The sequence below is a fragment of the Clostridium tertium genome (genome assembly GCF_017873245.1).
Classification (GTDB): Bacteria; Bacillota; Clostridia; order Clostridiales; family Clostridiaceae; genus Clostridium; species Clostridium tertium.
The window spans coordinates 104094-128480 of the sequence record NZ_JAGGJY010000008.1; the positions used below are offsets into that span (position 1 = coordinate 104094).

General features: G+C 27.3%; 21 protein-coding genes, 2 riboswitches and 1 other annotated feature. Of the genes, 12 read left to right on the forward strand and 9 right to left on the reverse strand.

From position 1 onward, the window contains the following. Positions 1-9: 9 nt before the first annotated feature. Complete coding sequence (locus J2Z25_RS10435; protein ID WP_008677420.1) at positions 10-174, forward strand: FeoB-associated Cys-rich membrane protein; 165 nt, start codon at positions 10-12, stop codon at positions 172-174. A 57-nt stretch (positions 175-231) separates the two neighbouring features. Here the strand turns inward: J2Z25_RS10435 and J2Z25_RS10440 are convergent, their stop codons facing one another. Further along, positions 232-1320, reverse strand: a complete 1089-nt coding sequence (locus J2Z25_RS10440; protein ID WP_209740340.1) for an AI-2E family transporter — start codon at positions 1318-1320, stop codon at positions 232-234. Between the two features lie 163 nt (positions 1321-1483). Continuing rightward, positions 1484-3175: an arginine--tRNA ligase gene (gene argS / locus J2Z25_RS10445; RefSeq protein ID WP_209740342.1), complete on the reverse strand. Its 1692-nt coding sequence runs from the start codon at positions 3173-3175 to the stop codon at positions 1484-1486. 61 nt (positions 3176-3236) lie between these two features. Further along, positions 3237-3446 (reverse strand) — a binding site (T-box leader). A 168-nt stretch (positions 3447-3614) separates the two neighbouring features. Here argS and J2Z25_RS10450 point away from each other — a divergent pair. Further along, entirely contained in the window at positions 3615-5123 is a 1509-nt protein-coding gene (locus J2Z25_RS10450) for a Ppx/GppA phosphatase family protein (protein WP_209740344.1), read from the forward strand. A gap of 155 nt (positions 5124-5278) precedes the next feature. On the opposite strand, the gene J2Z25_RS10455 is transcribed toward J2Z25_RS10450, so the two are convergent. Next, positions 5279-5926 (reverse strand): site-2 protease family protein, encoded by a 648-nt coding sequence (locus J2Z25_RS10455; protein WP_209740346.1) that lies wholly within the window; start codon positions 5924-5926, stop codon positions 5279-5281. A gap of 287 nt (positions 5927-6213) precedes the next feature. Next, complete coding sequence (locus J2Z25_RS10460) at positions 6214-7677, reverse strand: LCP family glycopolymer transferase (RefSeq protein WP_209740347.1); 1464 nt, start codon at positions 7675-7677, stop codon at positions 6214-6216. A gap of 582 nt (positions 7678-8259) precedes the next feature. On the opposite strand from J2Z25_RS10460, the gene J2Z25_RS10465 reads away from it, so the two are divergent. The 3 genes from J2Z25_RS10465 to J2Z25_RS10475 all read left to right on the forward strand — a co-directional run bounded on the left by J2Z25_RS10465 (position 8260) and on the right by J2Z25_RS10475 (position 11138). After that, positions 8260-8904 (forward strand): hypothetical protein, encoded by a 645-nt coding sequence (locus tag J2Z25_RS10465; RefSeq protein ID WP_209740349.1) that lies wholly within the window; start codon positions 8260-8262, stop codon positions 8902-8904. Positions 8905-9464: 560 nt separating this feature from the next. Beyond that, positions 9465-10370, forward strand: coding sequence for an arginase (gene rocF, locus J2Z25_RS10470; RefSeq protein ID WP_209740351.1), 906 nt, complete (start codon positions 9465-9467; stop codon positions 10368-10370). A 138-nt stretch (positions 10371-10508) separates the two neighbouring features. After that, on the forward strand, positions 10509-11138 hold the full coding sequence (locus tag J2Z25_RS10475) for a 3'-5' exonuclease (RefSeq protein ID WP_008677403.1): 630 nt from the start codon (positions 10509-10511) through the stop codon (positions 11136-11138). Between the two features lie 60 nt (positions 11139-11198). Here J2Z25_RS10475 and pflA read toward each other — a convergent pair whose 3' ends face one another. Further along, complete coding sequence (gene pflA / locus J2Z25_RS10480) at positions 11199-11912, reverse strand: pyruvate formate-lyase-activating protein (RefSeq protein ID WP_008677401.1); 714 nt, start codon at positions 11910-11912, stop codon at positions 11199-11201. 312 nt (positions 11913-12224) lie between these two features. After that, a complete protein-coding gene (locus tag J2Z25_RS10485) occupies positions 12225-13295 on the reverse strand; it encodes a GNAT family N-acetyltransferase (protein ID WP_209740353.1) in 1071 nt (356 codons plus the stop codon). A gap of 454 nt (positions 13296-13749) precedes the next feature. On the opposite strand from J2Z25_RS10485, the gene J2Z25_RS10490 reads away from it, so the two are divergent. The 5 genes from J2Z25_RS10490 to J2Z25_RS10510 are packed head-to-tail and all read left to right on the forward strand — an operon-like array spanning position 13750 to position 18069. Further along, entirely contained in the window at positions 13750-14289 is a 540-nt protein-coding gene (locus J2Z25_RS10490; protein ID WP_008677398.1) for a helix-turn-helix domain-containing protein, read from the forward strand. Positions 14290-14303: 14 nt separating this feature from the next. After that, a complete protein-coding gene (gene potA / locus J2Z25_RS10495; protein WP_271834114.1) occupies positions 14304-15362 on the forward strand; it encodes a spermidine/putrescine ABC transporter ATP-binding protein in 1059 nt (352 codons plus the stop codon). Next, positions 15355-16209 (forward strand): ABC transporter permease, encoded by an 855-nt coding sequence (locus tag J2Z25_RS10500; protein ID WP_209740354.1) that lies wholly within the window; start codon positions 15355-15357, stop codon positions 16207-16209. Before potA ends, J2Z25_RS10500 begins: the two co-directional genes overlap by 8 nt. Continuing rightward, positions 16203-17015, forward strand: a complete 813-nt coding sequence (locus tag J2Z25_RS10505) for an ABC transporter permease (RefSeq protein WP_035285020.1) — start codon at positions 16203-16205, stop codon at positions 17013-17015. Before J2Z25_RS10500 ends, J2Z25_RS10505 begins: the two co-directional genes overlap by 7 nt. Continuing rightward, on the forward strand, positions 17002-18069 hold the full coding sequence (locus J2Z25_RS10510; RefSeq protein ID WP_209740356.1) for an ABC transporter substrate-binding protein: 1068 nt from the start codon (positions 17002-17004) through the stop codon (positions 18067-18069). Before J2Z25_RS10505 ends, J2Z25_RS10510 begins: the two co-directional genes overlap by 14 nt. Positions 18070-18181: 112 nt before the next feature. On the opposite strand, the gene ndk is transcribed toward J2Z25_RS10510, so the two are convergent. After that, positions 18182-18592, reverse strand: coding sequence for a nucleoside-diphosphate kinase (ndk, locus tag J2Z25_RS10515; RefSeq protein ID WP_008677394.1), 411 nt, complete (start codon positions 18590-18592; stop codon positions 18182-18184). A gap of 130 nt (positions 18593-18722) precedes the next feature. On the opposite strand from ndk, the gene J2Z25_RS10520 reads away from it, so the two are divergent. Continuing rightward, the gene (locus J2Z25_RS10520) at positions 18723-18992 is read left to right on the forward strand and encodes an acylphosphatase (RefSeq protein WP_209740358.1); all 270 of its coding nucleotides are present in this window, start codon (positions 18723-18725) and stop codon (positions 18990-18992) included. Between the two features lie 173 nt (positions 18993-19165). Here J2Z25_RS10520 and J2Z25_RS10525 read toward each other — a convergent pair whose 3' ends face one another. Together J2Z25_RS10525 and J2Z25_RS10530 are read right to left on the reverse strand one after the other, a co-directional pair. Further along, positions 19166-20131 (reverse strand): glycoside hydrolase family 73 protein, encoded by a 966-nt coding sequence (locus J2Z25_RS10525; RefSeq protein ID WP_142691278.1) that lies wholly within the window; start codon positions 20129-20131, stop codon positions 19166-19168. 271 nt (positions 20132-20402) lie between these two features. Then, entirely contained in the window at positions 20403-21797 is a 1395-nt protein-coding gene (locus tag J2Z25_RS10530; RefSeq protein ID WP_008677391.1) for an alanine/glycine:cation symporter family protein, read from the reverse strand. A 91-nt stretch (positions 21798-21888) separates the two neighbouring features. Then, positions 21889-21975, reverse strand: a riboswitch (glycine riboswitch). Between the two features lie 2 nt (positions 21976-21977). Then, positions 21978-22057, reverse strand: a riboswitch (glycine riboswitch). 290 nt (positions 22058-22347) lie between these two features. Here J2Z25_RS10530 and aspD point away from each other — a divergent pair. Next, entirely contained in the window at positions 22348-24000 is a 1653-nt protein-coding gene (aspD, locus tag J2Z25_RS10535) for an aspartate 4-decarboxylase (RefSeq protein ID WP_209740360.1), read from the forward strand. Positions 24001-24387: the final 387 nt, after the last annotated feature.

Sequence of the window (24387 nt, forward strand, 5' to 3'; positions counted from 1 at the left end):
GGTGTTTCCATGGAAGTATTAATTACTTTAATTATTGTGGCTTTTGCAGGATATACAATATATAAAAACGTAAGAAAATCTTCTAAAGGCGAATGTAATTGTGGTAGTTGCTCAAATCATTGCCCAGCCTATGAAGAAAAAGAAAATGGAATTAAACTTAAGAAGAATAACTAAAAGTAAAATGGCTTAATAAGATTCAATTGAATTTTATTAAGCCATTTTAAATTTCTACTAACTTTTTTCTGCAATCTTTACTAAATCTTCATTCTTTTTCATTATTCTCTCATAATATACTTTTATAGTTGCCGCTGTTGGAGACGCTAAAAGCATTCCTAAAGCTCCATAAAACCCTCCACCTATTAATACTGCTATTATTATAAATAAAGGTCTTACTCCTACTTTATCTCCTATTAACTTAGGATCTAAATACCAACCATCAAATAGTTGAAGTGCTAATAATACTAAAAATACAATTACTCCCTTAGTTGGAGATACAAATACATTAAATAAAAATCCCACTATTTCTCCTATAAATGGCCCAAAGTATGGAATCATATTAGTTATTCCAACTATAACAGCTAATAAAAAAGCATATTCTGATTTAACTATAGTTAACAAAACTAATGCCATAGCTGCAATAATTGCAGAATCTATTGCTTTTATTCCTATATAAGCACCTATCATATTATGATATATTCTAACACCCTCTATTAATTTCTTACCTTTTTTTTCTTTAAGTATTAAGAATGTTAACTTTTTACTTTCTTTTATTAATCTATCTTTATCTACTAACACATATATAGATATTAATAAACCTAGAAATAATTTAACTATTTGGCTAGAAATAGTTAATATATATGATATTGAACCCTCCAATAAAGTTACTGCCATTGTTCCAAATTGAGTTATTATATGATTGACATTATCCATTGTTCCTGTAGTATTTATAATTTCTTTTACAGATTCATTATTTAAAATTATATCTAACCAATCTTGAGTCTCTTGAATATATATAGGCATTTTTGTTGTTATATCTACAGCACTATCTATCATAATAGGTATTAAGTATATTGATGCTAGTATCAGTAAGGCTAATACTAATAAATAAGTGCTTAATATAGCAATACCTTCTTTTACCTTAAACTTTCTTTTTATAAATTTAACTAAAGGATTTAAAATATATCCAAATACTAAACCATAAACAACCGGCAACATTAAAGACCAAAATTTCTTTAATATACTAAAAAAATATGAGTAATTTTCTATAACCTTAAATCCAACTATACCTAATAATATTGCTATAACACTAGTAATTAACAAATCCTTATTTTTTATATTATTAAAAATATTTATCTACTCCCCTCTTCAATTTCTATAGATTATATCATAATAGTATTATATAGTCTTTCATATTATTATTAACTTTTTATAAATATTAAATACAAATAAGGATGCAAATTTTCGCATCCTCACTTACTATATATTACATCTTATCTACAACTTCAATTCCTAATAAAGCTAAAGAATTCTTGATTACTTGGCATGTAGCTTTTACTAAGCTTAGTCTAGCTTCTTTTAATTCTTCGTCTTCTAAATTTAATACAGAATGTGCATTATAGAATTTATTAAATGATTTTGCAACTTCTATTGCATATCTTGTAACAATTGATGGCTCTAATTTTTCTATTGCTAAATGTATTTGCTTTGCAAATCCTTCTAATGCTTTTACTAATTCAAATTCTTCTTTTGAAGAAAGCTTAGAATAATCTGCATTTCCCTTAAACCCTCCTGCTCTTGTTAATATACTATTTGCTCTTGCATATGAATATTGAACATAAGGACCTGTTTCACCATCAAATGAAAGCATTTCTTTCCAATCAAATACTATATCCTTTTCTCTAGAGTTTTTTAGATAAGTAAATACTACTGCTCCAACACCTATCTTTTTAGATACTTCTTCTTTGTTATCTAAATTTGGATTTTTTTCATTTATTACTTCTAATGTTTTATCTATAGATTCTTTTATTAAGTCATCTAATAAAATAACTTCGCCTTTTCTAGTTGAAAGTTTTCTATCTGCAAATTTTACAAGTCCGAAGCCTACATGAACACAATCTTTTGCCCATTCATGACCTGCAAGCTCTAATACCTTGAATACTTGCTTAAAGTGTAGTGCTTGTGGTGTTCCAACAACATATATACTCTTATAGAAATCATATTTTTTCTTTCTATACATTGCAGCAGCTAAATCTCTAGTTGCATATATTGATGCTCCGTCACCTTTTAGAACTATACATGGAGGCATATTATATTCATCAAGCATAACTACTTGTGCCCCATTACTTTCTACTAATAAGTTCTTTTCCTTTAATTCATTTACTACAACATCCATTTTATCATTATAGAATGCTTCGCCTGCATATGAATCAAATTTAACATCAAAAATTTCATATATTCTTTCAAATTCTTTTAAGCTTAAGTCTCTAAATCTCTTCCATAAAGCTTCTACTTCTTTATCTCCATCTTCCAATGCTTTAAAGTAAGCTCTTCCTTCATCTTCTAGTAAAGGATCTTTTTCAGCTTCTTCATGGAATTTAACATATATTCTTAATAGCTCATCTATAGCATTCTTTTCTAATGCCTCTTCATTTCCCCATCTTTTATATGCAGATATAAGTTTTCCAAATTGAGTTCCCCAGTCACCTAAGTGATTTATTCCCTCAACAGTATATCCTTCTTTTTTAAATATCTTATATAAAGAATTTCCTATAGCAGTTGTAAATAAATGTCCAACATGGAATGGCTTTGCTATATTAGGTGATGAATATTCAACACAAATAGTTTTTCCTTCTCCTACATTCGATGAACCATATTCATCTCCTTCTGCTAATACTTTTTCTATTGTATTTCTAGTAAATACACTTTTGTCTGCAAAGAAATTAACATATGGTCCAACATTGATTATCTTTTCAAATCCATCGCTGTTTATTTTACCTGCTAACTCCTCTGATATCATATTAGGAGCTTTTCTAAATGCCTTTGCTAATTGAAAACATGGAAATGCGTAATCTCCCATCTCACTCTTTGGTGGAATTTCTATTAACTTTTCTATGCTTTCAATATCCATATCAACATGTTTACTTATTGCTTCTACAACTTTTTTCTTGTAATCCATTATGTATCCTCCTTAAATTTTCCTAATAATTAAAAAAATAAAAAATCCGTCTCTTAAATAAATAAGAGACGGAAAAAAATCCCGCGGTACCACTCTGATTGCATAAAATGCCACTCAATGCCTTAACGCAGCAATACGAACTATCCTACTAATAAAATTTCAGTAGCTATCTCCAAGGCTCTCTTCCTAACATTTTATCTTATAAGGCTTACACCAACCCCTTACTCGCTTAAAGAATCAAATATAGTACTCTCCTCTTCATAGATATTAATACTTATTCTAATTTAATATAAACATTATACATAAACAAAACTTTTATTGTCAACACCAAAGGTAATCATATATAAATAAATTCAACTATTATCTATACTTTATTAATTAAAGTGATATAATATCTATAATAAAAATAATTTTCATAATATTTACTTAAGGAGTCAATATGAATAGGGTTGGTATTATAGATATAGGTCCAAGTTCTCTTAGACTTATGTTAACTGAAGTTAATGAACATGGATATTTTAAAATAATAGATGAATTAAAAACATCTATCAGGTTATGTCATGATTTAGTTACTGATTACGGTATATGTAATGAAAACTTTAAAACTATACTTTCTACACTTAGAGCGTATAAATCACTTTGTACTGTTTCGGGTGCAAATAAAATATTTGCTGTTGCTACTGAATCTTTAAGAGAAGCTAAGAATAAAGATGTTCTTCTTCCTCTTATAAAGAAAGAATTAGATATTGATATTAGAGTTCTAAGTTGTGATGAAGAAATTTACTATAACTTCCTTGGTATAAAGAGAAGTATTTATATAGGCAATTCCTTAATGATTGAAGTTGCTGGCACTGATACTCATTTAGCTTGGGTCCAAGGTGATAAAATACTAAAAAGTATTACATTGCCTATAGGAAGTGTAAATCTAACATATAAATTTAATTTGAGAGATAGAATATTACCTCAAGATTTAACTGATACATTTGAATTTATAACCTCCAAATTAAATGATATTGATTGGCTTATGGAGACTAAGTTCGATTCTATTATAGGCATAGCATCTACAGTCAGAAATCTTGGTAAAATAGATAGAGTCAGAAAGCGATATCCCTTTGATATTCCTCATAACTATGAACTTTCTGATATTGATGTTCAAGAAATATTTAATTTATTAAAATGTAAGGACTATAAACAAAGACAAAAGCTAGATGGAATGGAACCAGAACTTGCAGATATAATCGTTGGTGGAACTGCTATCTTTAAGAGAATAGTTAATATGGTTCAATGTAACAAAATAATTATTTCAGGAAGAGGCCTTAGAGAAGGCTTAATGTATGAATATCTTGATAATAAATACTCAATACCAGAAGATATACTAAATTATAGCATAAACGAAATATTAGAAACTTTAAATTGTGATAAAAATCATGCACTAAATGTGTTTAAAATAGCTTATAATTTATTTAATTCTTTAAAGCCATTACACCATTTAGGTGATGAATATTTAAATATTATAAAAACATCTTCAATGCTTCATGATTGTGGAATTAGCATTAACTATTATGGGCACCATAAGCATTCATTTTATATAATATTAAATTCCTATATAAATGGATTAACCCATAAGGAACTTCTTATGAGTGCTGCTATCGCCGCTTCTCATAGATTTAATAGCTATCAAACACCTTTATCACCATTTTCTTCAGTTATTAGCCAATTAGACTTACGATCAGTAAAACTTATTGGAGTTCTTATTAAAATAGCAGAAGGTTTAGACAGAAGCCTCGTTGGCGCAGTTAAAAAGCTTCAAGTGTCATTTGATAATCATACAGTAACAATTAAAGTTTCTTCAGATATAGATGTTGACTTTGAAATTCGTCAAGCTTTAAGAGCAAGCGAAAAATTTAGAGAAATATATGGAAAAGAACTTATTATTGAAGCTATTTAAATTATTATTTTAATAAAAACTTTTTATTAATTAACCGTGTTCGGGAGAATTTATAAAATTATAAAAAATAAAAAAGTATATTCATCTAAGTGTAATTAAAAGTTCATAAAATCTGGCTTTTAATTACACTTCTTTTTATAGAATCTACTTTTATACTAAAATATTATCCCTACAACTCCAAATGCTATTTTACTAAATATAGTAAAGATTAAATTTGATGGTATTGTTAGTATAAATTGACCTACTAAAACAATACCTAAAAGAATAAACATTTGATATTGATAAAGCTTATCTGCAACTTTATAAAAATTTTTAGGACTTATTTCTCTAAATAACTCAAACCCTGCAAGTCCTGGAAGAGGTATTAAATTAAATACAAATAAATTTATATTAATAATCGAAATAAATTTTAATGCTAATCCAATTATATTGAATGCTGATGACGGCAATTTATAAGCAACATTAATCCATATCGCAAATATAAACATTCCAATAAATCCTACTAATAAATTTGCAAGAGGAGCTGCCATAGTTACCTTTATTGCATCCTTCTGACCTCTTTTATATGCACTTGGATTTGTATCTACAGGCTTAGTCCAACCAAACCCTACTAATAAAATCATAACAAACCCAATAATATCGATATGAGCTACTGGATTTAATGTTAATCTTCCTTGAAATCTTGGTGTTTTATCTCCTAATTTATCTGCTACTTTAGCTTTTGCATATCCTTGCGCAACAAAAGCTATCAAAATTGCAGGTACTGTTAATATCTTCATTAATAAATAATTTGATCCTAACATTCTAGTCCTCCTTATTCTTTTTTATGATTATACCATATTTATCAAATTTAATACTTCTTGTTTATATTTTTTTAATAAAAAAGTAAGCAAACTTCATATTTATTTTTCATTTATAAGTCTAATATATGTTTAAATGGAATTTAATACCTTATTTGATAAAAGTAACAACTCATTACCTATATATGTCATGAGCTTCAAATTTTGAATAATTTTCAAGTATCACAAGTAAATTTAACATTTCTATAATATTAAAAGGGACTTTACTAATAGTAAAGTCCTTTAAGTTTTTATTGATTTGGTTTTTCACCTTGAGGTTTTTCAAGATTATTTACATTACCGTTATTATTTTCTCCATTTGTTGGTGGTGTTGTTTCATTTCCTCCATTTACTGGAGGTTTTGTTGTTTCATTTTCCCCACTTGCTGGTGGATTAGTTGTTCCATTTCCTCCACTTGCTGGTGGATTAGTTGTTCCATTTCCTCCATTTGCTGGCGGTTTTGTTGTTTCATTTCCTCCACTTGCCGGTGGGTTATTTGTTCCATTTCCTCCATTTGCTGGTGGTTTTATAACATCTTTATCTGGAGTTGGATCTGGAATAACATCTTTATTTTTATCATCATACTCCTCTGGTCTTATGTTATACATGGAGTTATATCTAGCTTCTTCAGAATTATAAGCTGCAGCAACATTTTCAACTGCTAATAAATCAAACTCTTCTGGATTAGGTAGCTTATTATTAAAAATAAAATCATGTAATACTTTTGAGTTCTGTTCAAAATCTATTAATAAGCACCAACCTCTATCTTTATATAAATTATCTCTTGCAATAAGCTCTGTTTGTGGTATTTGTAGTTGTTCAAAATCTAAACTTGGTAACTTATAAATTGTATAAGCTAAATTTAAAGCTTCTGGTATATCTATGTTAGTCTTCACTTGCTCTGATAAAGTATTGGCTATACCTACATATTTTAAAGGATTTACCTCTTTTAACTTTTTAGCAACCTCATGTAATACCTTACTTTGTCTCTCTCCTCTTTCAAAATTTCCATTTCCAACATATCTTATTCTTGCATAAGATAAGGCTTGTTGTCCATTTACCTTTTGAAGTCCTGTTTTAGTAATTGGAGGAGAGTTTACACCTGTAGCTTCACCTATATATTTATTTACTTCATCTATCTCATAATCTTTTATATCTACTTCAATTCCACCAATTTGATCTATTATAGCTTCAAATCCCCAAAAGTTTACTATAATATATTTATCTAAATGTAAATCAAAGTTTTGTTCGATAGTATCCATTAGTAAAGCTGCTCCACCTTCAGCCCCTTTAAGTTTTCCTTTATCATCTTCTTCAGAACTTCCAAAGGCAAAGGCAGCATTTATTTTATTTTCTCCATATTCAGGTATATCAACTAATGTATCTCTCATTATTGAAGTCAACTTAACTTTTTTATTGTTATTATCTAATGTTGCAATAATAATAGAATCTGATCTTGCTGGCTCATCTAAAGTTCTTCCATCAGTTCCTATTAATAAAACATTTGTAATTCCATCTACCTCATTGTAGCTAACTTCTTTTTTATTTTCTGGCTTATATTCTACATAAATTTTATTTCTAATATGATTATAATACCCCCAAGCTGTTGCTATAATTATTGCTAATACACTTAGGATAGATATTAATATAATTTTCTTTTTATTTCTCTTTTTTTTCTTAGAACTTTTTCTTTTCACTGAATCATTTTCACTCATCCTAATTCCTCCCTTTAATTTATTATATAACCAAGACCTTCATTTTTACAACAATATCCATTATATTATACTAAATTTATTTGTCATCTTTGTTACAAATATATAACAAAATATAATATTCTTCATATTTATATTATTTAAATTATTTATCTACATTATTTATACTAAAATATTTTTATATTCACGTATTTTATAAGCTAAATTAAACTTAATAATATTTAACTTTTATATAAATTTGATTTTAATTTATAAATACACCTTTTTTATTTGAATTATTCAATTAACACTTCAAATGGTTGAGTATGATAATATTTAAGCATCAATGATAATTATTTCAGTAAAATATCATACTTGAAAAGACTATATTATTTAATCCTTAATAAGTTAATAAATATTTACTTTATTAAAATTAAATTATTTACTCATAAATTAATTAAATATATATTCTCCCCCATATATAAATTATTTGCTATATTATAAAATTTAATCTTAATTATAAATATCTAAAAAATAATACATTCTTATTTTATAATGTTTAAATTTATTCTTATTTGTTAATAATAGGAATAAGGGGTGATAAATATGGATAATTTAAATAATAATTCAAACTTAAAATCTACCAAAAAGAATATTAATAAAAAACAAAAAGCTGCTATGCTTGTTTCATTTATTTCATTATTAGCAATTTGCTTTTGCTTAAGTTACTTTATAACTGATTATATAACTGATCCCAATAGAGATATAACTAATGCGGAAGCTCAAAATGAAACTGTATATAGTGAAAATAATAAATATTTAGATAATAATATCTATGTAATGCTAAAAACAAATGATAATATAGATATGGCTGAAAACCTAATTAATTTGAAAAGCAAATTAGATTTAAGTGAAAATATTACTAAAGAAGATTTAAGTGAAGAACTATCAACCCAAGGATACGTTCTTTCTGAGTGGGACAATAATAAATTAGTTTACACAAGAGATGCAGCTGTAAATACAAGTAAATTTAAATCTGATAAATACTATTTAGGTGAAGAAAATGGTTTTATAAGCTTATTCAAAACAGATTCTAATGGTAATATAATTAAATCTGAAAAGAAAGTTTATTCTGATTCTAAACCACTATCAAACTTGCCAGAAATAGATCAAAACTATATTAAAGAACATAAATTTTCTTTTGATACAAAAGAAGAAGCACTACAAAAGTTAAGTGAAATGATATCATAATAACTACCTTTATTACCAAAAGGGAGCACATGCTCCTTTTTTTGATTTGTAAATAAGGCATAACAAATCTTAATGAGGGAATAAATAAATTATAAACTAATTTATTTAGGAACATTATTAATTTATTACTATACACTATACATTTCATTCATAATACTTAGTAGTAGTGGAAATACTAGGGCTTTAAAAATTGCGCATTAGCTAAATAATATGTAAACACATAAGGTGAATAGCAAATTTAAGAATATACTTAGAAAATAATTATACAATTTTCACTAACATTGTTAGATATAGCAGAAAATACTATATCATTACATACATATAATTTTATATAGGTCAAAGTAGAATTTATAATTTTTTTCTTTCTATTTTGATTTTTTTTCACATTTTAAGACAAAAAAGTATAATTATAATATGTATTTAGTTAATATTTTCATAATATATTTTAAAATTGTGTAATTGTAATAATTTTTTCACATTTTTTATTTACATATCGATATAAAGCTATTAATATATATTTATTGCCCTAAAAAAATTATTCCAAATCGGAGGTTTGTTTTATGAATATTAGTATTATTGATATGCCTATATTCTATGGATGTGATAATCCTGGAGTTGAAAATGGGCCAAAAATTTTAAGAGAGAACAACCTTCTAGATATCTTTAATAAAAGCCACCAAGTCTGTGATATGGGCGAAGTTCATGTAAAAAATGTTTCTTCAAATGATAAATACGCAGCTAACGCAAAAATGAAGTATTTAGATGAAGTTGTGAGATCAAATGTTGGACTAGCTGATAAAGTTTATGAGTCATTAAGTAAATCATATCTTCCTTTAGTTATAGGTGGAGATCATTCACTTGCTATAGGTAGTGTTGCTGGCTCAAGTAAATTTTTTGATGAAGATCTTGCAGTAGTTTGGGTGGATGCTCATGGTGATATAAATACACACGAGACTTCCCCATCTGGAAACATTCACGGAATGCCTTTAGCTAGTTCCATGGGAATAGGCCATGAAATTTTGACTAACCTTTATTCTTCTAGCCAAAAGGTTAAACCTGAAAATGTATTTTTATTAGGTTGCAGAGACTTAGATTTAGGTGAACTTGAATTAATCAAGGAATATAATCTTAACGTATGGACCATGAAAGATATTAAAACTAAGGGCATAAAAATTGTATTAAAAGAACTTTTAGAAGCTTTAAAAATGAAAAATGTAAAAAATATTCATTTTAGCTTTGATATTGATAGTCTAGATCCTTCTTATGTTCCAGGAACAGGTACTCCAGTAAAAGATGGACTAACCTTCTCAGAAGGAAAACAAGTAATTGAAACTATAATTAACACTTCATTAGTTAGAGCTATGGATTTTGTAGAATTTAATCCAGCCTTAGATGATAATAAAAAGACATTGGAAACTTGTCTTGAGTTATTAAAGGTTATATCTAAAGCTTTTGAAGGAAAATAAATAAGAAAAATAACTAATAGATTTCTATTAGTTATTTTTTTATTATTAAGTATATCTTATAGTTCCATAATTATGTTTTAGGACTTTTTTTAAATTTATGTTATTATATAATAAGAAACTTAATCTTAGGAGGATAAAATGAAACTACTATTTTTTGATACAGAGACAACTAGCATAAAGCCAGGTAATATATGTCAATTAAGTTATATAGTTATAGATGCTTCAGTAAAACCGCAAAAGACTATTGGAAAAAACTTTTTCTTTACAGTAGATAGCATGGATGAAGGTGCAGAAGCTATTCATGGATTTTCACTTGAAAAATTATATGACCTTTCAGAAGGTAAAGAATTTTTAGATTGTGTCCATGAATTTATGCCAGATTTCTTCGATGCAGATTTTATAATAGGACATAATGTTCAATTCGATATAAAATTTTTAAAACATGAGTTACAACAGCTTTGGGAAGCAGGTCTTATAGATACAACTTGGGAGCCTAAAAATACATTTTGTACTATGGCATATTATAAGTCTCCTTGTAACTTACCAAGTCCATCTGGAAATATAAAAAATCCTAAGCTTGCAGAAGTTATAGATTTTCTTCAAATTTCTGAAGATCAAATAACAAATAAGGCAAATGAATTATTTGAAGGTAGTGGAAACTACCATGATGCTAGATTTGATACAGCTGCTACTTATTTAACAGTTATTCAAGGTATGAAAAAAGGATTAATTCCTGCAGGATATTTTTCAAATCTATTAAAAAAATAATTTTTTAATAATAAATCCCTAGAATAGCCTCTAGGGATTTATTATTGCTTAAAATAGATTTTAAAACTCACTAAAAAACTTTTCTTTAAGTAATTTACACTTTTCTTTATCCATAGCTGGAGTTCCATCTAACCTATATTTTAATCCTAATGTTTCATATTTATTTACACCTAATAAATGATATGGCAATAATTCTACCTTTTCAACATTTTCTAAAGAATTAATAAACTCTTTAAGTTCTTGCATGTACTCTTCACTATCTGTCTTTCCTGGTACAACTACTTGTCTTATCCAAAGCTTAGTACCTGACTTTTTGCATGCATCTAAAAATTTATTTGTTTCATCTATTTTAAAACCTGTCATATCCTTATATCCAGCTTCTGATAAATGCTTGACATCATATAATACTAAATCAGTATATTTTAAAATTTCATCATATTCTCCAAATCCAACACCTGATGTATCTAAACACGTATGTATTCCTTCAGCTTTACATTCCTTAAGAACTTCCAATAAAAACTCTGGTTGTCTTAATGGATCTCCACCTGAAAAAGTAACTCCACCACCTGAAGTAGCAAAATAACTTTTATATCTTTTTATTTTTTTAACCAATTCTTCTGAAGTATATTCATTACCTTCATTTTCACTCCATGTATCTGGGTTATGACAATAAAGACATCTTAATTTGCAACCTTGAAAAAATACTACTACTCTAATACCTGGTCCATCAACTAGTCCCATACTTTCAATTGAATGAATTCTACCTTTTAGCATATCTATCTTCTCCTCTTTTGGGAAATTAACAATAAAATTATATTCTCTTATTCATTATAAGTTCTATATAAGAAATTGTCTATTATTTAAAGAGCTGTATAAGACACCCCCTTAGTTAGAATATAAAATATTAGGTTTCAGTAGTGTTCTATAATGAAATGCATAAATTTATATTTTTTTAGCCTATTTTTATTACTCTATACCTCACTCTTTAATTCTCAAACATCTACTAGCAAAAAGATATACCTACATAAATAGGTATATCTCATATGATTCTATATATTTTTTAGATTTCATAAATAACGCTATATATTATATAAACCCAAGTTCCTTATATAACTCTTTGCTTATATCTTCACCAACTAATTTCTTAATAATTTCTACACAAAGCTCTATAATCCCAATCATATTTGAAGCAAACATTAATTTCCCGTTATCAACAAATGACCTCTTAATTTCAATTGCCCCCTCTATTTTCCATTTAGATTCAGGAATTGCAACTCCGTTTATATCATTAAACTTATCGAGAAAATAAATTCCATTAGAAAATGTAGTTATATAATCACACTCATTATATCTTTTTCTTATATAATTCATCAGAATATTATCATTGGTAGCTATAGCTGCCCCTACTCCTCCTGGGATTATAACTATGTTTGGATTAAATATATCAGTACCTACTATTTTATCAACTGTTATGTCTATATTATTTGATTTAATTTTTGCCTTACTTGATACCGAATGTATTTTAAAGTAATCATCTTCCAAAAGTTCATTTATCTTTGCGAATATATTAAATACAATCGAATATTCCATTATATCCATATCATCATACGCTAAAACAGCAATTTTTTTCTTATTACTTATTTTACAATTTAAAAAGTTATTCTTAGTTAATTTATATGTGTATTGCTTTCTAAAATTATTTATTTCTTCAAATCCGACTTTCTTTAATAAAGATTTAGCCTCTTTTGTTCTTACAGTATCTATTATAGCTTCTCCCCCGAAGTCTAAAAAATAATACTCTAAAAGTAATCTTAAGGCCTCTTCTCCATATCCCATTCTTCTATATTCATGATGTATTTTTATATTTATTCTCGCTACCTTAGTTGCAGAATTGTATCCATGAAAACTCACTTCTCCAATAGCCTTATCATCAGTTGTATATACCAAGCAATAAAAGTTTTTCCCATCAGTAGGTTGTATCATTTTCTTATAAAACATTTCCCATTTTTCTCTTGGAAATGAATATGCCTCCCCAACCTCACCCATATTCTCCTTATTTCCCCATAAATCTTTAACAAAAGATAGCTCTTCAAAGCTAGGTTTCCTTATATAAGCTATCTTTCCATTTCTTCTATATAAACTTAACTTTTCATTCATTATCTCACCTATAAATATTACTTTATTCTTCCAGTCAACATATAGTTTACTATCTCATAAAATCGATGTTTTATCAAGCTATATAGACTTAATATAAGAAATAAGCAATTTAAATTTAATATTTTTTTAATAATACTAATTAATCTTATTATAGGTAATAAATTGAAAATGTAGATTTCTTCTATATTTTAAAGCTATAATAATTTTCAGTAATTTCAGACAGTCTTTTTTTACTTAGTATTTCTAAACTTTTAGTGTTGTTTTATTAAACTAATTTTTAAAGAAATCCAATGCACTTTAATAGAATCAACACTTTCAGAAAAAATTTTTTATATGTTTTTTCACAAAAAATATTGATTTATATATAATTAAAATATATAATATCTATTGTTTGTTTAGTAATTTTAAACCTAAGGTTTAGTATTATAAAATTTATTGAAGTAGAGGTGTAGTTGTGGAAATCGGAGAAAAGATACGTAGATTACGTATCGAAAAGCAATTAACTCAAGAAGAACTTGCTAATAGATGCGAACTGTCTAAAGGATTCATATCTCAAGTAGAAAATGATTTAACTTCTCCATCAATAGCAACGTTAATAGATATCCTGGAGATACTTGGAACTAATCTTACAGAGTTCTTTAGTGAGGCTAGTGAGGAAAAGGTTACATATACATATGAAGATATGTTTGAAACTGAAAATGAAGATTTAAAATATAAGCTAATGTGGCTTATACCAAATGCTCAAAAAAATGAAATGGAACCAATTATGATAACTTTAGAACCAGGTGGGCAATATATAGAAGAAGAACCTCATGAAGGTGAAGAATTTGGTTTTGTTTTATCTGGAACTATACTATTACATTTAGGAAAAAAGAAGTTCAAAGTTAAAAAGGGCGAAAGCTTCTATTTTAAGCCTAGATCTAATCACTATATTTCAAACGGAGGAAAAACACAAGCCAAAGTTATTTGGATAAGTACTCCACCATCATTTTAAATCAACAGAAAGAGGTGTTTATTTTGAAACAAAATATAATTGAAATAAAAGGTGTTTCTAAAACCTTTAAAGATAATTGTGTTTTAGACAACCTTTCATTAAATATTAAAAAGAATGAATTTTTAACATTACTTGGCCCTAGTGGATGTGGAAAAACAACAACATTAAAAATAATTGCTGGATTTGAAGATGCAGATAAAGGTGAAGTTTTATTTAATGGAACTGATATCTCAACTTTACCTCCCTATAAAAGGCAAGTAAACACCGTATTCCAAAAATATGCTTTGTTTCCTCATATGAATGTATATGAAAATGTTGCATTTGGATTAAAAATTAAAAAGACTCCTAAAAATGAAATAGATTCAAAGGTTAAAGAAATGCTTAAATTAGTTTCTTTAGAAGGATTTGAAAAAAGAAGTGTTGATTCCTTAAGTGGTGGACAACAGCAAAGAGTTGCAATTGCAAGAGCTTTAATTAATGAACCTGAAGTTCTTCTTTTAGATGAACCTCTTGGGGCACTTGATTTAAAACTTAGAAAAGAAATGCAAATTGAACTTAAAAGAATACAACAAAGACTTGGAATTACATTTATATTTGTAACTCATGACCAAGAAGAAGCTTTAACTATGTCTGATACTATCATAGTTATGAACAAAGGTAAAATTCAGCAAATGGGTTCTCCCGAAGACATATATAATGAACCAGCTAATGCTTTTGTTGCTGACTTTATAGGTGAAAGCAACATTTTAGATGGTACTATGTTAGAAGATTTTAAAGTAGAATTCTGTAATAAAACTTTCGAATGTGTTGACAAGGGATTTAAGCAAAACGAATTAATTGATGTAGTTATAAGACCAGAAGATATAAAAATTGTATCTCCTGATAAAGGAATGATAAAAGGAACTGTTAAATCAATAATTTTTAAAGGTGTTCATTATGAAATAGAAGTTGAAGAAGGAAGTAATACATGGATAATCCATAATACTAAATTTGCAGAAGTAAATTCTGTTATAGGATTAGATATTTATCCAGAAGATATTCATATTATGAGAAAGGTTTCAAATAATGAGTAAGGCAAATAAAGCTAATAGAAACATTGCTGCATCTCCTTTCATAATCTGGAGTGCCCTATTTATTGTAATTCCTTTATTAATAGTTCTATTCTTCGGCTTTACTGTAACAACACCTGAAGGAGACTATGTATTCTCCTTAGAAAACTTTACAAGACTGCTTCAACCTCAATATATAAAGGTTTTTGGACGAAGCTTATGGCTTGCTTTATTATCTACAATATGGTGCTTAGTTTTAGGATATCCTGTTGCATATATTATATCCAAAATGAAACCTTCTAAAGGTAACATTTTAATAATGCTTTTTATAGTACCTATGTGGATGAACTTCTTGCTTAGAACCTATGCTTGGTTACCTATATTAGGTAAAAACGGATTTATAAATAATATTCTTGGATATTTCGGAGTTGGTCCTTTTACTTTCTTATATAATGATGGTGCTGTAATACTTGGTATGATTTATAACTTTTTACCATTCATGGTACTGCCAATCTATACTGTATTAACAAAAATGGATAAAGACTTATTAAATGCCGCTGCTGATTTAGGTGCAAATAGAAGTGAAATATTTAGAAAAATAGTACTTCCATTAAGTATGCCAGGAGTAGTTTCAGGAATAACTATGGTATTTATGCCTGCTGTTTCTACATTTGTAATATCTAGATTACTTGGTGGCGGACAATATATGCTTTTAGGTAACTTAATTGAACAACAATTTACTATGATGGGTGATTGGAACTTTGGTTCATCTATCTCAATATTTATGATGATAATAATATTAATTTCTATGGCTATAATGAGTAAATTTGATAATTCTGATGCTAAAGAAGGAGGTGGTCAATTATGGTAAAGAAACTAGAAAATTTTATTAAAAAGTTTTATTTATTATTAGTATTTATCTTTTTATATACACCTATAGTTGCCTTAATAGTATTCTCCTTCAATGATTCTAAGACTATGGGAAAATGGTCAGGCTTCACATTTAAATGGTATGGTGAGCTTTTTAAGAACGAAAGAATTATGCAAGCTTTATTCTTTACAGTTGTTATAGCTGTTATTTCTTCTATAGTAGCTACAATAATTGGTACTTTAGCAGCAATTGGAATAAATAAAATGAAAGGTCCTAAAAAAGCCCTTTTATTAAATATAAATTATCTGCCTGTATTAAATCCTGATATAGTAACTGGTATTGCCTTAATGAGTTTATTTATATTCATTAGACCACTTACAAAATTAGATTTTGGATTTACTACAATGTTACTAGCTCATATTACATTTAATATTCCTTATGTGATATTAGCAGTTTTACCAAAGCTTAGACAATTACCTGAAAATATTGAAGAAGCTGCATTAGATTTAGGAGCTACACCGTCTTATACATTAAGAAAAATAATATTGCCTCAAATTAAACCTGGTATCTTTGCTGGTATGCTAATGGCATTTACAATGTCTATTGATGATTTTGTTATTAGTTTCTTCACAGCTGGCCCAGGAGTTACAAACCTTTCTATAGAAATTTTTGCTATGGCAAGAAGAGGTATTAAACCTGAAATTAATGCCCTTTCTACTTTAATGTTTGTAACTGTTCTAACTCTTCTATTAATTGCTAATAGAAAAGAATTTACATCAAGAGGTGATAAAATTGAAGAAGCTTAAGAAGTCTATTGCTATTTTATCTTCATTATTTTTAATATCCTCATCTTTTGTAGGATGTTCTAAAAATGAAGATAGCTCTAAAAGTACAAGGACCCTCAATGTATTTAACTATGGGGATTATATAAATGAGGATTTAATTTCAAAGTTCGAAGAAGAAACAGGTATAGATGTAATCTATGATACCTATGAATCTAATGAAATTATGTATCAAAAAGTTAAAAATAGTCCCGGTACATATGATTTAATTTTTCCTTCTGATTATATGGTGGAAAAAATGATTAACGAAGATATGTTAGAAAAAATAGATTTTAATAACATCCCAAATTATAAGAATATTGGTGAAGACTTCAAAAATCTTCCTTATGATCCTAATAATGAATATTCTGTTCCTTATATGTGGGGAACAATAGGTATAATATATGATGCTGATAAAGTTGATGATCCTGTTGACAGCTGGGATATTTTATGGAATTCTAAATATAAAGGTGAAATATTTATGTTTGATTCAATAAGAGATACCCTTGCAATTTCCTTAGTTAAACTTGGCTATTCATTAAATTCAGTTGACAAAAATGAATTAGATGAAGCTGCTAAAGAATTAATAAGACAAAAACCATTAGTTCAATCATACGTTATGGACGAAGTTAAAGATAAGATGATTAATGGTGAAGCTACATTTGCTACTGTTTATTCTGGAGATGCTATATTTATTCAAGAAGAAGCTCCTGATTTAAACCTTCAATATGTAGTTCCAAAGGAAGGTTCTAATAAATGGTTTGACGTTATGGTTATACCAAAGGGTGCTAAACATAAATCTGAAGCTGAAGAATTTATAAACTTCTTATCAGAACCTGAAAATGCTAAAGAAAATGTTGAATATATAGGCTATGCAACACCTAATACAGCAGCTTATGAATTATTAGATGAAGAAACTCAAGAAAATGAAACTGTTTATCCTCCTGAAGAAGTTCTTGATAAATGCGATATATTTAAAGATCTAGGGAACAAGATAAAATTATATGATGATGCATGGTTAAAAGTAAAAATAGACTAAAAAATATTCCATAATACAATTAGAAATATGGTAGCCTTTCGGTATGAAATGCTACCATATTTTTTTAATTTTATATACTAAATTAAGTGTTCTTTACAATATATTTTTTAGTTTATAAGTTTGAATCTCCAAACCATAATTTAATTTCTCTTTTAGCACTTTCTATGCTATCAGATGCATGAACACAGTTTTCCCTATTATTTGTTGCATATAATTTTCTTATAGTTCCTTCTTTAGCTTCTTCTGGATTTGTACTACCATTAATTTCTCTTATCTTCTCAATTGCATTTTCTCCTTCTAAAATTAATGCACATAAGGGACCTTTAGTTATAAAAATTATTAATGGTTCAAAAAAACTTTTCCCAATATGTTCTTCATAATGCCTACATGCAAATTCCTTAGATATCGTTTCCATTTTTAGTGCAACTACTTTAAGCCCATTTTCTTCATATTTATTAATTATCTTTCCTATTAAATTTTTTTCTACAGCATCTGGCTTTATAAGTACTAATGACTTTTCCATAATATTCCCCCTCCTTTAAAATCCTCATCTAAATTATACCATTTTTTATATAAAATATTAATCCTTTCTTCATAATAATCTTGTACTTATGATATAATTTTTATAATTATTCTATTAAAGGAGTGATATTATGGTAAGATATTATATTATTGTTGAAGGCAGAGTTCAAGATGTTGGTTTCAGATATTTTTGTCAAATGAATGCAACTAACCTAAACTTAACAGGATGGGTTCGTAATATGGATAATAGTATGGTTGAAATGGAAGTTCAAGGTGATGAGAAAATATTATTAAAATTTATTAGTATAATAAGTAAAGGAAATTATTTTATAAGAATAGATTCCGTATCAAAAAAAGAAATTAATTTAGTTCCATCAGAAACTAAATTTAAAATAAAATAGAGGCTGTCGTACAATTAAAAATGTAAAATTTAGAATGTAGAATGAAGGTAAAAACTACTGAAAGTAGTTTTTTAATAATATAAATTTAAGTATTTCAGTATGAAATATCACCTCAATTTTAAGTTTTACATTCTACATTTTACCTTAAATAGCTTTATGCGATAGTCTCTATTTTATTTTCTTTGTACCTTAGTATCATATAACATTAAATTATTTTCTTGAATAACTCTTATTAACTTATCTCCATAAATTAGATTTCCTTCTTCATCTTTTGCAGTGCTATAACCTGCATTTTCTAAAGCTTGTGCTTGCTCTTTATAACTTTTAGCTTCAAATAATCCATTTGCAGAATACCTTTCATTTTCCCATAGAAATTTACCATGATCTTTTATTGATGATTTTAAATCTTTATATGATCTAAACGCTCCAACAATAACATCATCATAATTTTCTTTAGTTTGAAGATCAACACTATCTCCACTCCATCTTTCATCAGCCTTTATACCAAAAAGATTATTATATTGTGATGACAATGTAGACTCACCCCATCCCGACTCCAAAATAGCTTGAGCAATAGTTATTGAAGGTAATATCCCATAACTTTTATAATTATCAAAAGCAATCTCCGATATATTATCTATAAACTCAAGCTTAGAGCTATCTTTTGCTAACTCTCTATGAATATAATTATTTTTTAATCCTTCAAGATATTTATTAGCTGTTTCTTCTTCTTCATTATTTAATTTTAAAGATTTAACTGCTGATTTAAAGCTATTTAATTCAATAATATTTCCACTACTATCTTTTTTGTAAAATGAATTTACTATTTTATTTATAACATTATTATCTATCTCAAAATTTCCATTATTTATAGTTCCACTTATTGCAGCAATTTCTTGCCAATTTAATTGAAATCCTCCACTACTTGCATCATCACATGTATTTATATATTTATTTATATCATCATTTGAAAGTAAAGTTTCTTCACTAACACTCTTAATAAATTTAGAAGTCATAAATACTAATGTGCTTATAAATGTAATAATAAAAATTATTGTTAATAGTATCTTCTTTATGCCACCCTTAATATAATTTTCTTTATAATCACTGATACCTTTGTACGTACCTTTATACTCCAAAAACTCACCTCCAAAATTGTTTTCTTTATAAATATATATATTCATTATAAATAATATTTTATTTATATAAAGTTTATTATGAAAATTTAATTAATATTTAAGAAATAAATATTATACATTCTTTGATTTGTAATATTTTACTTAACTAAGTATATTAACTTTTTAAAATACTACTAATTTTATTTATGTAGATTATTAATTTAAAAATATATATTTAACTATATACAGTACTAATTCTTTTATTTATATAAAAAAGGTGGACTTCTCCACCTTAAACTGTCATTTTCTCTTCAACTGCTGAATCACCTTTTACTCTTAAATCATTAAAGAATATTTCTGTCTCTGAAACTATCACATGTCTCAGCCCTATCAATCCAATTAGATTTGGAAATGCCATAAGTCCATTAACTATATCTGCTATAATAAATATCATCTCTAATGGTAAGAAAGGCCCTATTGCTACTAAGACTATAAATATAATTTTATAAGGTTTTATTCCTCTTACTCCAAATAAGTATGCTATACATCTTTCACCATAATAATTCCATCCTAATATAGTTGTAAATGCAAAGAATATTAATCCCATATTAACTATATACTTCCCTAATATGGCTATTGGTAAACCATTTTCAAAGGCTGCTGTAGTTAAAGCAGCACCTTCTAAATTACCACTAAAACTTCCCGTAACAACTATAACTATCCCAGTCATTGTACAAATTATAATGGTATCAATAAATGTCCCTGTCATAGAAATTAATCCTTGTTTAACAGGAGAATTTGTTTTTGCTGCTGCAGCTGCTATAGGAGCACTACCAAGTCCTGCTTCATTTGAAAATACTCCTCTTCCAATCCCTCTTTGCATAGCAATAGAAATTGTTATTCCTACTGCTCCACCTAAAGCAGCTTCAGGATTAAATGCACTTCTTATTATTAAACTAATAGCTGAAGGTATTTTCGTAAAGTTAAATATTAGTACCAATATAACTCCTACTATATATAGTATAGCCATAAAAGGAACAACTTTTTCTGATACACTTGAAATTCTTTTTATTCCTCCTAATGTAACTAAAGCAACTAGTATTGTTACTACTACAGCTGTAGCTACTAATGGAATATTAAACCCTATTTGTGCAGCATCTGCAATAGACTTCACTTGCCCAAATGTCCCTATTCCAAGTAGAGCAACACCTACTCCGAATATTGCAAATAATTTAGCTAACCAATTTAGTCCCAGTCCATTTTTTATATAATACATCGGTCCACCAGACATTTGACCATTTTCATCTACTTCTCTATATTTTATAGCAAGTAATCCTTCAGCATATTTAGTAGCCATACCAAAAAAAGCTGCTATCCACATCCAAAATAGCGCCCCTGGCCCTCCTGCTTTAATTGCAGTGGCTACTCCCACTATATTACCTGTTCCTATAGTTGCAGACAAAGCGGTACATAATGCTCCATAACTAGTAACATCACCCTTTGCATCTTCATCATTGTCTTCATCTTTTGAAAATATATATTTTAGTGCTAATGGTAATTTAAATATTTGCAGAAGTTTTAGCCTCCATGTCAAATATATTCCTGTCCCTACTAATAGTATTAACAATGGTGGTCCCCATATTATACTATCAATAGTGCTTAAAATTGATTGAATTTGATTTAACATAAAAAAATCCCCCTTAAATTTAAATTTACGGAGGAGAATAGATAGGTAAACAAGCCTAATAAAATAATAAAACTTTACAGACCTATCTTATCCCCTGTCCTTTTACCTGAGAGTTTCAATAATTTAAAATTTAAATTATCTTGCTCCTTCGGTGCTCATCTCTGAGTCTCTCCAGAGGTTCGTCCAATAGCGGTCCTAATACCTGAAAGATTTACTTCTTCGGTGGATTTATCTAAAAATCTCTCTCCCACTATCTTCAACCGAACATTATTAACTTATGCTATAATTATATACGTTTATATTAAAAACTTCAACCATTCATTATATTAATTATAAAATATCTACTTAATAATTTTTAATTTTATAATTATAAACATTTAACATATTAATAATTTTATATCTTTTATGACTTATATATTTTAATGAATTAACATTTTTTGAATCTTTTATTTCACTAATTATATTTTTTGCAAGAATTCCTTGATTTTTTGTAGTGGGGTTATATACTATTAATAGGAATTAATAGTATATTTGAAAAGGAGTACCCATAATGGATATAACATTAACAAAGGAACACTTATCAAACCTTTATGGTAAAATAAGTCCTTTCGAATTTAAAGATAAATTAATAGAATTAGCTAATCTTAATAAGGAAAAATTTAATGGAAATATTTTAGATGCTGGCAGAGGTAACCCTAACTGGACTTCCTCAACTCCTAGACAAGCATTTTTCACTCTTGGACAATTTGCAGTTTTAGAATGCCAAAGAAATTTATGCATAGATGATTTAGCTGGTATGGTAAGCAAAAGTAGAATTTATGAAAGATTTTTAGAGTATTATAATAAAAATACTAATTTGCTTGGAATTAATTTATTGAAAGAAATAATAGATTATTGTATAAAAGAATTTAATTTTAATCCAGATGATTTTCTATTTGAAATTACTGATGGAATTATTGGTGATAACTATCCAGTTCCAGATAGAATGCTTATACATATAGAAAAGATAGTTAATAAATATTTACTAAAAGAATTATGTTGCGATACTAAATTTAATAACAAATTTGACGTTTTTGCTGTAGAAGGCGGAACTGCTGCAATGTGTTATATATTTGATTCTTTAACATCAAACAAGCTATTAAATAAAGGTGATAAAATTGCTTTAATGACACCTATTTTTACACCTTATCTAGAAATTCCTCACTTACCTAACTATGATTTTGAAGTTGTAAGAATTCATGCCAATGAATTAGATGAAAATAATAATCCAACTTGGCAATATCCAATTGAGGAACTAGAAAAACTTAAAGATACTGACATAAAAGCACTATTTATTGTTAATCCAAACAATCCTGCTTCAATAGCATTAAGTGATAAATGTAAAAATGATTTAATTAATATAGTTAAAAACTACAATCCGAATTTAATGATAATAACTGATGATGTTTATTGTACATTTGTAGATAATTTTAAATCTATAATTGCTCACTTACCATATAACACTATAGGTGTATACTCTTTATCAAAATACTTTGGTGTTACAGGCTGGAGACTTGGTGCAATCTTTCTAAACGAAAATAATATATTTAATAATCTTTTATTAAATCTTTCACCTGATGATAAAGTTGAGATAAATAAAAGATATAAACATATGTCATCTAACCCTAGTGATATAAAATTTATTGATAGATTGGTAGCAGATAGTAGACAAGTTGCTCTTAATCATACTGCTGGTTTATCAACTCCACAGCAAGTTCAAATGGCTTTATTCTGTGGATTTGCTCTTGTTGATAGTAGTAATAAATATAAAAATCTTACTATTGAAATATGTAAAAGACGTAAAGCTCTATTATTCGAAGGCATGCAATTAGATATTATAGAAAACCATAATGATGCTTCTTATTATACTGAATTAAATATAATTGATTGGGCAAGAAATAAATTTAACGAAGACTTTTCTAACTATATACTTTCAAATTATACTCCTTTTGACATATTGTATGATTTAGCTAAAAATTACTCTGTAATTTTGCTGAATGGAGATGGATTTGCTTCTTCTGAATGGTCTTTAAGAGTTTCACTAGCTAATCTTAATGATAATTGCTACTACATCATTGGTAAAGTTTTAAGAAAAATTCTTGATGATTTACTTAGAGAATGGCAAGAAAATAAATGGTCAGAAGTAAAGGCTGAGAATCTATAAAGCTATTTAATACTTTCATATTCAAAAACCACACAAAAAAAGGTCGAGTTTATGCTCGATCTTTTCTAGTTTGTAATATATTAAAGTTGTTTATTATCATAGCTTTCGATAAAAATATTATCTTAATCTTACTTTTATGATACATATTTTATTGGAAATCAAAAAAAAATATTTATAGACAGTTGTAGTAGCTAATAAAATTGATGAGATAGTTAAGAACACATTAGAAATAACAGTTATTTCTCTATATGTGCAAAGAATTATTATTTGTATTACAAAAAAATTATCGCTAACTTATATCCTAATTTTTCTATTTTCTTTTTAGTTACCATATAACTCCTCCCATTTAAATATAAATAGAGAATAATTTAATACTCTTGAGAAATG